Raw genomic sequence first — 15,124 nt, 5'->3', positions numbered from 1 at the left:
GGCGGCTTTTTCTCTATCTGCTAGAAAGAATTGGTATTTGTCTGTATTTCTGCTATAATAGTTAAAAAATCATTGGAGGAATAGGATGCAAAAAAGACTTGAAAAATTCGAAGTAAAATTAGCTCAATCAACTGTTGATGGAATCTTGGTGACTGGTCAAAACAATATTTACTACCTAACTGGTTTTTGGGGAACAGAGGCGACAGTCTTCATCAGTGGCAAGCGTCGCTTGTTTGTGACTGATTCGCGTTATACCTTGATAGCCAAGGCATCAGTAAAAGGTTTTGATATTATCGAGAGCCGTTTTGCCCTTGAAGAGATTGCTAAGGTGATTAAGGAAGATGGGCTTGAAACCATTGGTTTTGATAGCGAGGTGACCTATGGCTTCTATCAAAGTCTGACCAGCATTTTTGAGGGTTATCAACTGGTTGCTATGTCAAACTTTATCGAAGACTTGCGCATGATTAAGGATGAGAAAGAAATTGCGACCATTCGCCGTGCATGTCAAATTTCGGATCAGGCTTTTATTGATGTTCTTGACTTTATCAAACCAGGTCAGACGACTGAGATGGACGTCAATCATTTCCTTGACCACCGCATGCGTCAACTCGGTGCAGAAGGGGCATCATTTGAGTTCATCGTGGCATCTGGCTACCGCTCTGCTATGCCTCATGGAAGAGCGTCTGAAAAGGTTATCCAAACTGGTGAGACCTTGACGCTAGATTTTGGTTGCTATTACCAGCATTATGTTAGCGATATGACACGGACCATCCATATCGGTCATGTGACAGATCAAGAGCGTGAGATTTACGATGTGGTTTTGCGTGCCAATAAGGCTTTAATTGAGCAGGCCAAAGAAGGCGTCACCTACCGCGAGTTTGACGCTATTCCTCGTGAGATTATCAATGCGGCGGGTTACGGAGCCAACTTTACACACGGCATCGGTCACGGTATCGGCTTGGATATTCATGAATATCCGTATTTTGGAAAATCTGACGAGACTATCAAGGCAGGTATGGTCTTGACGGATGAGCCTGGTATCTATTTGGATGACAAATATGGTGTCCGTATCGAAGATGACCTATTGATTACGGAAAACGGTTGTGAAGTCTTGACATTAGCACCCAAGGAATTGATTGTCATTTGAGAAATTTGACAGTTTGTGGTAGAATAAAACGAATAAATAAAATTTGAAGAGGTATTCAATACAATGATTGAAGCAAGTAAACTTAGAGCAGGTATGACCTTTGAAGCTGAAGGTAAATTGATTAAAGTTTTGGATGCAAGCCACCACAAACCAGGTAAAGGAAACACCATCATGCGTATGAAATTGCGTGATGTACGTACAGGTTCAACCTTCGATACAACTTACCGTCCAGATGAAAAATTTGAACAAGCTATTATCGAAACAGTTCCAGCACAATACCTTTACCAAATGGATGACACAGCTTATTTCATGAATACTGAGACTTACGATCAGTATGAAATTCCAGTAGCGACCATCAAAGAAGAATTGCTCTATATCTTGGAGAATTCCGATGTGAAGATCCAGTTCTACGGAACAGAAGTGATCGGTGTTACTGTACCAACAACTGTTGAATTGGTCGTTGCAGAAACACAACCATCTATCAAAGGTGCGACTGTTACAGGTTCAGGTAAACCAGCTACGATGGAAACAGGTCTTGTAGTCAACGTACCAGACTTTATCGAAGCAGGTCAAAAACTCGTTATCAACACAGCTGAAGGAACTTACGTATCACGTGCTTAATCGTTTCCTCTTAAGAAAGGAGAGCCTATGACAACAGAATATCAAGGCGAGATTGTTATCGCACCTCGCGTCCTTGAAGTAATTACAGGCATTGCTGCAGCGAAAGTTGATGGAGTACATTCCCTTCAAAATAAGCGTGTAGCAGACAGTTGGTCAAAAACATCGTTAAATAAAGGTGTTTATCTTGAAACTGACGAGGAAGGTCGAGTGACTGCGGATATTTACGTCTATCTAGAATATGGTGTAAATGTTCCTGCCGTATCAATGGACATTCAGCGTGCAGTCAAGACAGCAGTTTACAACTATGCAGAAGTTCAAGTGGCTGCGGTTAATATCCATGTCAGCGGCATTGTTCCTGATAAAACACCAAAACCAGCATTGAAAGATTTATTCGGAGAGGATTTCCTTGATGAAGAATAACAGACATGCCCTGCGTAAGTGTGCTTTGCAGGCAATCGTATCACTTGAATTTGGTCAAGAACCTGTTCAGGCAGCTCAGTTTTCTTATCTTTATGATAGAGAGGAAGAGCAAGAAGGAGTTGAAATTCCGCTCTTTCTCCTTAACCTTGTCAATGGTGTAGCAGACTATCGTGATGACTTGGATAAGGAGTTATCTAGCCGATTAAAAGCAGGATGGACCTTAGATCGTTTAACCTTGATTGACAAGAATATCATGCGACTAGGCCTATTTGAAATCTTACATTTCGAAGAAACGCCAGCCCGTGTTGCTGTTAACGAGGCTATTGAATTGGCTAAAGAATTTTCTGATGAATCTTCAGCTAAGTTTGTCAATGGAGTTTTGAGCCAGTTTATTAAAGAAGAAGCCTGATGAGCTTCTTTTTTACTTGAGAAACAAAAGAATGTATCACAAAAAAGCTGTACCTAATTTATTAGGCACAGTTTTTTTATATACTAGCTCCTGCTAGTAGGCTAATCGGCAGGATATAGTCTGTTTTTGTCAGTTTTTTTCCTTCGATTTTATCAACTAATAGTTCAACCAGCAGGCGAGCTATTTCGGTTAATGGTTGCTTGATGGTTGTCAGTTGAGGATAGTAGTTTTCGATGAAACTTGTTCCATCATAACCAATCAATTTAATATCTTCTGGAATAGACAGTTTCAATGAACGAATGACGTTCCATACCAGCATAGCCGTTGCATCTCCAGATACAAAGATACCATCTGGTTTTTGCTTTTCAAGAATGGCTCGGATTTCCATCTCCTTGCGCACAGGTGAGAAATCACTGGAGATATGAAAAACTTCGGCTTTGTTCAAAATAGATGTGAAACCTACTTGGCGAAGGCCGGTAGGTGAATTGGAATCATCGTTTCCGGTAATCATTAATGGATTGTGACATCCCGCTTTTTGTAAGGTTTGGGCAGCTAATACCCCGCCAGCAAAATTATCGGAAGAGACAATGGGAATGGAAGGAGAGAGGTTGCGGTCAAAAGCGATAATTGGAGCTACGACACGGTCGTAGTCTTGGATACCGAGATTGTGACTGCCCGAGATAATCCCATCTACTTGGTTAGCTGCCAACATTTCCAGATACTCACGTTCCTTATCGGACTCGTGCTGGCTATTGCAAATAATGGTTTTATAGCCTCGATCAAAAAGCTCTTTTTCTAAATGGCTAATCAATTCAGAATAAAAAATATTGTTTATTGTTGGGAAGATGAGACCAACTAATTTTGTAGATTTGCCTTGCAAACTACGAGCTAAATTATTCGGTTTGTAGCCTAGTTCACGCATAGCTTCTTCGACATTGCGAATAGTTTTTTCAGATAGGTATCCTTTTTTATTGATAACGCGCGAGACAGTTGTTGGGCTGACCCCAGCTAACTGTGCGACATCAGTTAGTTTTGCGACCATAATCTAAATGGTAGTAGGTTCCGGTCGGATTACCAGTCGTAATGACGATACCAGACTGATCCGCATCAGGGAAGACACGACCAGAAAATACTTTCTCTCCTTTATTGATAAAGATTTCAAAGACAGATTTGTCGATGAAGATATTGGCTGTAAGAGCTCCTGGAGAAATCTCGCAAGAGCGACTTGTACCGAAATCGAGTGCGAATGGCTGACCACAGTTGCCACGGTCTAATGTAATCTGGCCTTGTTCAGTGTCTACAGACAAGACCAAGCCTTTTTCTTCTTCATTTGCGAACAATACGATTTCATGCTTCGTGCCCGCTGAAAAATCAAGTTCCAATTCGTAAACATTATTGGTTTCTTTTTGAGCTGAAAATGGCTGAGCTTCTTTACGAAGACTGGTAATAGCATCGACTGGATATTGGTAGAGCTTACCGTCCTTGATGGTTAATTCTTTAACCAATGACAGACAGCCTTGGTAGTCATAAGCATCGGTTGGGTATTCCACATCTGGAAGAGCCAACCAGCTAACAGATAGAGTTCGACCGTCCGGTGCATTAAAGGCCTGAGTTGCATAGCACTCAAAACCATAGTCCAGATTGATCAATTCACTCGGTTCGACAATGCTTGCTGTTTCAGGATTGAAACTCTGACCAATCTTGTACATATTTGGATAGATATTGCCATAGTCCAATACCTCTTTGTCCAAGCCTTGTGGACAGTAGAGAAGGATGGGTTGCTCACCGACGAACGCTATATTTGGGCATTCCATCATATAAGCGGTCATATCATTGGCAAAATCTAGGTCACCAACATAGGACCAGTTGAGGTAGTCGTTATTTTCAGCTTTATAAAGTTTGACAATTCCCTTTTTATCCAGATTTTGTCCACCGACGATAGCGTAATATTGCCCTTTATAGTTGAAAATTTGTGGATCACGGAAATGGTCCGTGGTATCTTCTGGTTGCTCAATCAAGACTTTATCAATCTTTTCAATCTTACCATCTTTATCCATCAAAGCACCGATTTGGTAAGGGTGGCGGACCCAATTTTCATCGCGGACATTTCCAGTATAGAAGAGGAAGAGCTTGTCGCCAAATTCCATGGCAGATCCAGAGTAGGCACCGTGGCTATCAAGTGGTGTATCTGGGTACATAACCGTACCAGTTTCTTCAAAATGGACCAAATCTGTTGACTCTGTATGGACCCAAGATTTTAATCCGTGCGCAGCACCGAATGGGAAGTATTGGTAAAAAAGCGTCCACTTTCCATTAAAATAAGAAAATCCATTTGGGTCATTTAACAGTCCATGTGGTGTTTCAATATGGAAATTTGTCCTCCAAGGAGAACTCTCTGTATTCTTCTTTATTTTTTCAATATATTCGGATGTCCAGTCAGCATAAGCCCTGTAACGCTCCTCTGTTGTAAATACCATAATTTTCTCCAAATTTTCTAGTTTTTCATTAATATAGTAAACGTTTTCTTGCAAAAAATCAAGTTTTAACAATGTTTTTGGATAAAATTGAAACAAAATGTGATAAACGTTTGACATATTTTATAAAAGTGATATAATAAAACCATCGAAAGTTTGAAAACACTTTCAAAAAAATTAAAAAATATTTAATAAGGAGATTTTTGCAAGATGAATAATACAGAAATTGCAAAAAAAGTCATTGATGCCCTTGGCGGACGTGAGAACGTACGCAGTGTTGCCCACTGTGCGACTCGCCTTCGTGTCATGGTTGTTGATGAAGGAAAAATCGACAAGGATACAGTCGAAGACATCGAAAAAGTACAAGGTGCTTTCTTCAACTCTGGTCAATACCAAATCATCTTTGGTACTGGTACAGTAAACAAAATCTACGATGAAGTGGTTGCCCTTGGTTTGCCAACAGCGACTACTGGTGAGCAAAAAGCTGAAGCTGCTAAGCAAGGTAATGCTTTCCAACGTGCTATCCGTACTTTCGGTGACGTATTCGTTCCAATCATTCCTGCTATCGTAGCAACTGGTCTTTTCATGGGTCTTCGTGGTCTTCTTGGAGCTCTTGGTTATACTCTTCCAGAAGATTTGAACGTTTACTCACAAATCTTGACAGATACAGCATTCATCGTATTGCCAGCCTTGGTAGTATGGTCAACCTTCCGTGTATTCGGTGGTAACCAAACAATCGGTATCGTTCTTGGTATGATGCTCATTGCGGGTCAGTTGCCAAACGCTTGGGTTGTAGCATCAGGTGGCGATGTGAAACCAACTATCTTCTTCGGTTTCATCCCAGTTGTAGGTTTGCAAGGTTCAGTATTGCCAGCCTTCATCATCGGTTTGATTGGTGCTAAATTTGAAAAGGCTGTCCGCAAGGTTGTTCCAGAAGTTCTTGACCTCTTGGTAACGCCATTCGTGACCTTGTTTGTAATGTCTATTCTTGGCTTGTTTGTCATCGGTCCAGTCTTCCACGTAGTTGAAAACTACATCTTGGCTGGTACACAAGCTATCTTGAACTTGCCAATGGGTCTTGGTGGTCTCCTTATCGGTGGTGTTCACCAAGTTATCGTTGTATCAGGTGTTCACCATATCTTCAACTTCTTGGAAGCTCAATTGGTAGCAAACACTGGTGCGAACCCATTCAACGCTATCATCACTGCAGCTATGACAGCACAAGGTGCTGCTACAGTAGCGGTTGGTGTGAAAACTAAAAATCCTAAATTGAAAGCTCTTGCTTTCCCAGCAGCTCTTTCTGCCTTCCTCGGTATTACTGAGCCAGCTATCTTCGGTGTTAACTTGCGTTTCCGCAAACCATTCCTTCTTTCATTGGTTGCTGGTGCCATCGGTGGTGCTGTAGCATCTCTTCTAGGTCTTGCCGGTACAGGTATGGGTGTTACTATCATTCCAGGTTTGACACTTTACGCAGGTAATGGTCAAATTCTTCCATACATCCTTATGGTTGCTGTATCATTCGCGGCAGGTTTCGCTTTGACATATCTCTTCGGGTATGAAGATGAGGAGCCGGTTGCTGGTAAAATATCAGCTGTAGCAAAGGAAACAGCGACTTTAGCTGACGAAGCTACAACAGCTTTGCTTCCTGAAGAAACTCTTGTATCTCCACTTTCAGGTGACGTTGTTGCCCTTGAAAATGTTAATGACCCAGTCTTCTCATCAGGAGCTATGGGTAAAGGTTTGGCTGTTAAACCATCTGAGGGTGTTGTTTACGCTCCAGCAGATGCAGAAGTAACAATTGCTTTTGAAACAGGCCATGCTTACGGATTGAAAACAGCGTCTGGTGCTGAACTTTTAATTCACATCGGTATTGACACTGTATCAATGAACGGTAACGGATTTGAAAAATTAGTAGCAGCTGGTGATAAAGTAAAAGCTGGTACTCCAATCGCTAAATTCGATGCTGCGAAAATTGCTGAAGCCGGTCTTGATGATACAACCATGATCATCGTGACCAACACAGCTGATTTTGCTGAAGTTTCTACGCTTGCTGAAGGAACAATTGCTCACGGAGCAAACTTCTTGAAAGTAGCTAAATAAGAATCATAATCCGATTTTAAGGAATCTTAATTTTATTGAACAAGGAGTAGGAAAAAGGTGGAATAGCCTTTTTCCTCTGTTTGTTTCTATGGTATAATGCTAGTGATAAAATTTTTGGAGACAATCAAATGACAAAATTATATGGTAGCTTGGAAGCGGGTGGTACAAAGTTTGTTTGTGCCGTAGGTGATGAACAATTCCAAGTTGTTGAAAAAACACAATTTCCTACGACAACTCCTTATGAAACGATTGAGAGAACGGTTGAATTCTTCAAGCGCTATGAAGATCGTTTGGCAGGTATTGCGATAGGTTCTTTCGGTCCAATCGATATTGATCAAAACTCACAGACTTATGGTTACATCACTTCGACACCAAAACCACACTGGTCAAATATTGATTTACTTGGTCTGATTGCTAAGGAATTTAACATTCCATTTTATTTCACGACAGATGTGAATTCATCGGCATTTGGTGAAACCCTGGTTCGTAAAGGAGTAAAGAGTTTAGTTTACTATACAATCGGTACGGGTATTGGTGCAGGTGCTATTCAGAATGGTGAGTTTATCGGTGGTTTGGGTCATACCGAAGCGGGTCATACTTACGTTGCCCTACACCCTTACGATGTAAAACATGAATTTAAAGGGACGTGTCCGTTCCACAATGGGTGTTTGGAAGGCTTAGCTGCGGGTCCTTCTCTTGAAGGCCGTACAGGTATTCGTGGTGAATTGATCGAGTTAAATTCAGACGTTTGGGATGTGCAGGCTTACTACATTGCTCAAGCAGCAGTACAGGCAACCTTGCTTTATCGTCCACAAGTAATTGTATTTGGTGGAGGAGTTATGGCTCAAGAGCACATGCTTAATCGTGTACGTGAGAAGTTTGTCGGTTTGATGAACAATTATCTCCCAACACCAGATGTCAAAGAATATATCGTAACGCCAGCTGTTGCTGAAAATGGTTCTGCAACTCTTGGAAACTTTGCTTTGGCAAAACAGGTGTCAAGAAATTCATAATTATCTATGAGAACAGATTCATTTGTACTTTTGCGATAGATATATATTGAAGAAGAATATTGGGTGAAGTTGTTTTATTATCACAATAACTTGACGGTGAGGTGAGAGTTTTTATGTAACTCTCGCCTATTTTTATCTAAAAAACTGTATTCATAAGAGATAGCCGTTCGTTAATCAAGGCAATCTTTGGGAGTAGGAAAGAATCAGACCAGCTTAAAAAGAGTTCGTCAACAACTCTTCAATTTAAGTTGTTGGGTCGAAACAGTGCCTCAAAAACCAATGATGACTATAAAAGATTAGAGTTGGCCATTGTTGGAGTTCATCGGGTATGAAAAAGAAAAACAAGTTCCACAATTCTTGATGCTTATTCATAAGCAAGGTTGAAAATCTTTTTATTAGCGATAGTGCAGTGATGTTTTTTAACCAGAGGAAAGTTGTTGTTTCCCAATTGTATGAAAACGCTATATCTAAAGTAATGATGCAGAGACACTAAAGTCTATAAAAACAGGAAAAGCACAGATAGATGGCAGAAAAAAGATAGTTAAAAGTGTTACAATTGGAATGCAAATTTTAGGCTGGGAAATTATTCTCAGAAGTATTTATATGGAGGACTTATGATTCCAATTCAACAGCATGGTAAGCGCTGGCTTATTTTGACACTTACCCTTTCTACTTCGGTTCTTGCGCTTGCATCTATCGGAGCATCACAACCGGTTGTTTTTGCAGATGAAAACTCACATTTACAATCACAAAAAAATACCAATAAAATAGAGGTTCTGGACTGGAAAACATTTTCTGAAAAATTAAACGAATACTCCTCGAACCAACGACAGTTTCATGTTTTGAAATTGGGATTTGAAAATCGTCTTGGGACATTATCGACTCGGGAAGAATTGGAAGAATTTGGTAAAAACAACAATTTTTTAGTAATCAATGGTAAAGTTACTCAAAATATTCATGACTTTCCACATATCCTTGTTATGAACAAGGGTGATGTTATCGCTCATAATGAGGAAGAGTATCATAATCAGATGAGAGAGTTGAGGTTTTCGGGCAATGGCGACTTACATAATAGTATGGAGCCAAAACGGATTCATGCACTATTTAAGATTGAACTTGACTCCAATAAACGGCAGTTATTAAATGCTGCGGGTCTAGGAACTGCTGAGAATAGTTTGAAAAATATTAACGGAATAACTATTTACTCGCATGGTCTTACTGTTGATAATAAATATTATGAGAATTATAGCAAGTATAATAATGCAGTTAAAAATATAAACGTTACCAAAGAGCGTTTTATAGCAAATGATGACTTGATTCATAAGTTGATAGAGTCCTCAGAAGCTATGAAGCAATCAAGTGAACGCGATAAAGTTAAGGCATTTGTTCAGTATGTTGCTAATCATACAACATATGATTGGGAAGCTGCTAATAAGGCTGTCCAAAATTATGCAGACATCAATTACTACTTAGGATCAGATTTGTTCGCGGTTACTGAACGTCAGAAAGCGATGTGTGTAGGTTTCAGTACTACTGCGGCCCGTGCATTTAATATGTTAGGGCTTCCTGCTTATGTTGTTGTTGGGAAAAATGCGGAAGGTGTCCCACATGCTACAGCGCGTGTTTATTATGATAAAAAGTGGCACACCATTGACGGTACAGGTTTTATTACAGGGAATAAGCATCAGCGCTCAGCTAAATATAGTGAGAAACACTTTTCTACTATCGGTGAAGATAGTTATGATGTTGTTGAGGCAGGACAGGAGCCTAAGGCGGAGCGTAACTACATGATTATTGATAGTAATTATGAGAGTTGGGCTATGAAACAAAAAACAGCAGATTTACTGTTGTTCAACAAAGAAAAGTCCTTGGTTGGTTTGGATCATATTGCATATGTTGAGCCAACTTATATAACAGAAAATAAGAAAAATCATTTGCTAGACATCTATAAAGCTTTGAAACGTAAAGTAGAAGAAACGAAAGCAACGGATAAAGATGATAAACAAGAGGGGTATGATCGTGTTTTACAATTTGTCAATTCTGATATTGATAAATTGAGTACTCTCTCCAAGATTACAGAAGAAGAATTTAAAGCACTCGAAAATTCAATGGATTTAGCTCGAATGTTCTTGGGGCAAATGAATGCGAAGGCTGGAAAAGAATTTTCGGAAGGAGAAACTTATCAAAGTTATCTAAAGAATCGTCAGAAAAATAACACAAATTCTGATGATAGAAACCGAAATGAATTGCAAGAAAACCAAGCTAATTCTGATGAAGTCACCCCAAATTCCAAGGATGCTTCAGCTCCAAGTGTTAATTCTGCACAGCAATCAGAGGAGCTTGAAGGAACTCCTTCCACACAGGAGACAATCTCAGTTACTCCTTCTCAACAAACACCAGCTTCTAAGGCACTACAAGCCAAAACTGAGTTAGAGGATAAAACAGAGCCTTCATCTTTAGGAAATACAGAGATGGTTTCACCGAGTTCAGAAATAGCTCAGAATACAGTTGATTCTAAGGAAGAAAGTGATGCTAAATTACCACATGTTGAGGTTGCATCCAAAGAATCGAGTGAAGCGCAGGTTAATACAGTTTCCTCTCCTCAAGTAAGTTCAGCATCCCAAACTTCACCGGAAACAAATTCTACAGAGGCAGTAACAACTAGTCAAGAAATGGCTGGAACTTCGGTTTCTGCTCCACAAGTAAGTTCTGAAATCCCAACTTCATCAGAAACAACACCTACAGATGTAGCAACAGAAGTAACAGAACCAAGTGTAGTTGAGAGTGATTCAACATCCCAAACTCCGTCGGAAACTAATTCTACAGAGGCGGTAGTAGCTAGTCAAGAAATGGCTGCATCTACAGATTCCTCTCCACAAGTAAGTTCTGAAATCCAAACTTCATCAGAAACAACACCTACAGATGTAGCAACAGAAGTAACAGAACCAAGTGTAGTTGAGAGTGATTCAGCATCCCCAACTTCATCAGAAACTATTTCTGTAGAGGCGGTAACAGAACCAAGTGTAGCTGAGAGTAATTCAGCATCTCAACCTTCACCGGAAACTAATTCTGCCGAGGTGGTAACAACTAGTCAAGAAATGGCTGAATCATCAGTTTCTGCTCCACAAGTAAGTTCTGAAATCCAAACTTCATCAGAAACAACACCTACAGATGTAGCAACAGAAGTAACAGAACCAAGTGTAGTTGAGAGTGATTCAGCATCCCCAACTTCACCGGAAACAAATTCTACAGAGGCAGTAACAACTAGTCAAGAAATGGCTGGAACTTCGGTTTCTGCTCCACAAGTAAGTTCTGAAATCCAAACTTCATCAGAAACAGCTCCTGCAAAAGTGGCAACAGAAGTAACAGAACAAAGTGTAGCTGAGAGTAGTTCAGCATCTCAACCTTCACCGGAAACAACTCCTGCAAAAGTGGCAACAGAAGTAACAGAACAAAGTGTAGCTGAGAGTAGTTCAGCATCTCAACCTTCACCGGAAACAACTCCTACAGAGACGATAACAGCTAGTCAAGAAATAGCTGAACCTTCGGTTTCTGCCCCACAAACAAGTTCTGCCTCGCTTACTTTAGAGGTTCCTAAAAATGAACATTTAGACGAGAAAGCGGATGTAACTATGCCAAATGGAGTTGGAGCAAATACTCATGAGGCAGGTTCTGTTCCGACATCAGATATTCATGTTCAAGATGCTGGTTTAGCCGCGGTGCCTCAACCTCAGTCTTTATCTGCGACATTGTTTGAAGAAGCAATTTCAACAGTTGAGCCTGTAGGCGTTGCAACTTCTCCTCAAGAGAGAAGTGCAGTAGCTAGTGAGGTGAAAGTGCCTGCCGCTCTTGAACGTAGTAACAATTCTATTGAGGAAGAAAAAGTGGTTGATTCGAATGCAACAATTGAGAATCGAGAGCCAGAGAAAAAAGAGGTCTTTACTTCGGAAAATGTACTTAACAGCTTAGTAACAATTTGGGTAGCTTTATCTACCAGTTTCTTCATGAGATATTTTTCTCGAGGAAAATAATATATTAACACGGATTAAAGATAACGTTTATCTTTGTGTAGAAAATTATTCATGTGAGCTTTTATTAACTGAATAATATGATAACTGAGCTTTTAATGAATTTCTAAATCTCCGATATATCGCAGATTCCTCATTTAAAATTTCATAAATTTTTCACCTCCTAGGAGTTATTGTGACTAGGAGGTGTTTTGTGGTAAAAATAGTAATATTAAGCTAGCATTTTCATTTATTTAGGCTGTATCCTAGTGCCAAACCTTGAAAATTGCCTAGTTTTCTGCTACAATATATTATTGACTAAAACTGAAATAGGATGAATGATATGGTAACAAATGTACTTCGTTCTCTCATTGAAAATGATAAGGGAGAGCTAAGAAAACTTGAGAAAATGGCAGACAAGGTCTTCTCGTATGCCGATGAAATGGAAGCGCTGACTGATGAACAGTTGCAAGCTAAGACAGCAGAATTTAAGGAGCGATACAATAACGGTGAATCCCTCGACGATCTTTTGTACGAAGCTTATGCGGTAGTCCGTGAAGGAGCTCGTCGCGTATTGGGTCTCTATCCCTACAAGGTTCAAGTTATGGGAGGAATCGTTCTTCACAACGGTGACGTTCCGGAAATGCGTACAGGAGAAGGTAAAACTCTGACTGCAACGATGCCTGTTTATTTGAATGCCTTGTCTGGTCAAGGTGTTCACGTAGTGACGGTTAACGAGTATCTTTCTACTCGTGATGCGACTGAAATGGGTGAATTGTACTCATGGCTTGGTCTATCAGTTGGTATCAACTTAGCTGCTAAATCACCCTTGGAAAAACGTGAGGCCTATAACTGCGATATTACTTATTCGACCAACTCAGAGATTGGTTTTGACTACCTCCGAGATAATATGGTTGTGCGCGCAGAGGACATGGTTCAACGTCCTCTCAATTACGCCTTGGTCGATGAAGTTGACTCAATCTTGATTGACGAAGCTCGTACGCCGTTGATTGTATCTGGTGCACAAGGTTCTGAAACAAACCAGTTGTATTTCTTGGCAGATAATCTTGTTAAATCTTTGACAACAGAAGATTACATCATTGACATTCCATCTAAAACGATTGGTCTGTCTGATTCAGGTATTGACAAAGCAGAGAAATTCTTCAAGTTAGATAACCTCTACGATATTGAAAATGTAGCCATTACCCATTTCTTGGATAATGCACTTCGTGCCAACTACATCATGACCTATGATATTGACTATCTGGTCAATGAAGACCAAGAGGTCATGATTATCGATCCATTTACAGGTCGTACGATGGAAGGTCGTCGCTATTCTGATGGACTTCACCAAGCCATCGAAGCTAAGGAAGGTGTACCGGTTCAAAACGAGTCTAAGACAAGTGCCTCTATTACCTACCAAAACCTTTTCCGTATGTATAAAAAATTATCAGGGATGACGGGTACTGGTAAAACAGAAGAGGAAGAATTCCGTGAAATCTACAACATCCGTGTTGTACCAATCCCAACTAACCGCCCAATCGCGCGTGTTGACCACGAAGATTTACTCTATCCAAGTCTAGAATACAAATTCAATGCCGTTATTGCTGATGTGAAGAGACGCTATGAGAAAGGGCAACCTGTCTTGGTCGGTACAGTTGCGGTTGAAACTTCTGATTTGATTTCTCAAAAATTGGTAGCTGCAGGTGTCCCTCACGAAGTATTGAATGCTAAAAACCACTATCGTGAAGCGCAGATTATTATGAATGCTGGTCAGCGTGGTGCGGTCACTATTGCGACCAACATGGCGGGACGCGGTACCGATATTAAGTTAGGTCCAGGTGTACGTGAACTTGGTGGGCTATGTGTTATTGGTACTGAGCGCCATGAAAGTCGTCGTATTGATAACCAGCTTCGTGGACGTTCAGGTCGTCAAGGTGACCCAGGTGAATCACAATTCTATCTATCTCTCGAAGATGACTTGATGAAACGCTTTGGTTCAGAACGCATCAAAGTATTTATGGAGCGTATGAATCTAACAGAAGAAGAGTCTGTTATCAAGTCTAAAATGTTGACACGTCAAGTTGAATCTGCTCAGAAGCGTGTGGAAGGGAACAACTACGATTCACGTAAACAAGTCCTTCAATATGACGATGTGATGCGTGAGCAACGTGAAATCATCTATCGCCAACGCCAGGATGTTATTACTGCTGACCGTGATTTGGCTCCTGAAATAAAAGCGATGATGAAACGGACGATTGAACGCCAAGTTGCTGGTCACTTCCTTAGTTCGAAAGATGAAGCTATTGATGGAATTATCAAATTTGCGCATGCAAATCTCGTTGAAGATGATACCTTGAGTAAAGCTACTTTTGAAGCAATGAATCAGAAAGAGATTGTCGAAGAGCTCTATGAACGTGCTTTGAGAGTCTATGATTCGCAAGTGAAAAAATTACGCGATGAAGAACGTGTACGCGAATTCCAGAAAGTTCTTATCCTTCGTGTTGTGGATAACAAATGGACAGACCATATTGATGCCTTGGATCAATTGCGCAATGCAGTCAGTCTTCGTGGATACGCTCAAAATAATCCAATCGTTGAATATCAATCAGAAGCATTTACTATGTTCAACGATATGATTGGGGCTATCGAGTTTGAAGTAACCCGCTTGATGATGAAGGCGCAAATTCATGACAATATTGAGCGTGAGCGTACAAGTCAAGAAGCACATACGACAGCTGTTAAGAATATTATGGCGAACCAATCGCATGCAATTCAGGAGAATGTATCTTTTGAAGGTGTTGATCGTAACGATCCATGCCCATGCCAGTCGGGCAAGAAATTTAAAAATTGTCACGGCCGTAAATAGGAATGACGCGTGGACTGGACGGCTGTCCAGTCCTTTTGCAATTTTTAGACAAGTCACTAGAGTC

General features: G+C 40.5%; 10 protein-coding genes. 8 read left to right on the top strand and 2 right to left on the bottom strand.

The window, feature by feature from the left end; genetic code table 11:
- Nucleotides 1-85: 85 nt before the first annotated feature.
- The 4 genes from ODU39_RS04560 (at nucleotide 86) to nusB (ending at nucleotide 2,597) form a co-directional block, all read left to right on the top strand.
- Nucleotides 86-1,147, top strand: a complete 1,062-nt coding sequence (locus tag ODU39_RS04560) for a M24 family metallopeptidase (protein ID WP_398579992.1) — start codon at nucleotides 86-88, stop codon at nucleotides 1,145-1,147.
- A 63-nt stretch (nucleotides 1,148-1,210) separates the two neighbouring features.
- On the top strand, nucleotides 1,211-1,768 hold the full coding sequence (gene efp / locus ODU39_RS04555; RefSeq protein ID WP_002942436.1) for an elongation factor P: 558 nt from the start codon (nucleotides 1,211-1,213) through the stop codon (nucleotides 1,766-1,768).
- A 27-nt stretch (nucleotides 1,769-1,795) separates the two neighbouring features.
- Nucleotides 1,796-2,188 (top strand): Asp23/Gls24 family envelope stress response protein, encoded by a 393-nt coding sequence (locus tag ODU39_RS04550; RefSeq protein ID WP_002942446.1) that lies wholly within the window; start codon nucleotides 1,796-1,798, stop codon nucleotides 2,186-2,188.
- Nucleotides 2,178-2,597, top strand: a complete 420-nt coding sequence (gene nusB, locus ODU39_RS04545) for a transcription antitermination factor NusB (RefSeq protein WP_105139080.1) — start codon at nucleotides 2,178-2,180, stop codon at nucleotides 2,595-2,597. The genes ODU39_RS04550 and nusB overlap by 11 nt, the downstream gene beginning before the upstream one ends.
- Before the next feature lie 76 nt (nucleotides 2,598-2,673).
- Here nusB and ODU39_RS04540 read toward each other — a convergent pair whose 3' ends face one another.
- Together ODU39_RS04540 and ODU39_RS04535 are read right to left on the bottom strand one after the other, a co-directional pair.
- Nucleotides 2,674-3,639 (bottom strand): LacI family DNA-binding transcriptional regulator, encoded by a 966-nt coding sequence (locus ODU39_RS04540; RefSeq protein ID WP_136670218.1) that lies wholly within the window; start codon nucleotides 3,637-3,639, stop codon nucleotides 2,674-2,676.
- A complete protein-coding gene (locus tag ODU39_RS04535; RefSeq protein WP_398579993.1) occupies nucleotides 3,620-5,074 on the bottom strand; it encodes a sucrose-6-phosphate hydrolase in 1,455 nt (484 codons plus the stop codon). The genes ODU39_RS04540 and ODU39_RS04535 overlap by 20 nt, the downstream gene beginning before the upstream one ends.
- A gap of 207 nt (nucleotides 5,075-5,281) precedes the next feature.
- Here ODU39_RS04535 and ODU39_RS04530 point away from each other — a divergent pair, with 207 nt between their 5' ends.
- The 4 genes from ODU39_RS04530 to secA all read left to right on the top strand — a co-directional run bounded on the left by ODU39_RS04530 (nucleotide 5,282) and on the right by secA (nucleotide 15,060).
- Entirely contained in the window at nucleotides 5,282-7,171 is a 1,890-nt protein-coding gene (locus tag ODU39_RS04530; RefSeq protein WP_398579994.1) for a sucrose-specific PTS transporter subunit IIBC, read from the top strand.
- Nucleotides 7,172-7,299: 128 nt separating this feature from the next.
- Nucleotides 7,300-8,184, top strand: coding sequence for a fructokinase ScrK (scrK, locus tag ODU39_RS04525; protein ID WP_253213181.1), 885 nt, complete (start codon nucleotides 7,300-7,302; stop codon nucleotides 8,182-8,184).
- Between the two features lie 614 nt (nucleotides 8,185-8,798).
- Nucleotides 8,799-12,215 (top strand): transglutaminase domain-containing protein, encoded by a 3,417-nt coding sequence (locus ODU39_RS04520; protein WP_398579995.1) that lies wholly within the window; start codon nucleotides 8,799-8,801, stop codon nucleotides 12,213-12,215.
- Between the two features lie 319 nt (nucleotides 12,216-12,534).
- Nucleotides 12,535-15,060, top strand: coding sequence for a preprotein translocase subunit SecA (secA, locus tag ODU39_RS04515; RefSeq protein WP_398579996.1), 2,526 nt, complete (start codon nucleotides 12,535-12,537; stop codon nucleotides 15,058-15,060).
- The last annotated feature ends 64 nt before the right edge of the window (nucleotides 15,061-15,124 follow it).

Source organism: Streptococcus sp. 2021WUSS126 (assembly GCF_044427255.1).
GTDB lineage: Bacteria > Bacillota > Bacilli > Lactobacillales > Streptococcaceae > Streptococcus > Streptococcus hashimotonensis.
This window is presented reverse-complemented; position numbering and strand designations above follow the sequence as displayed.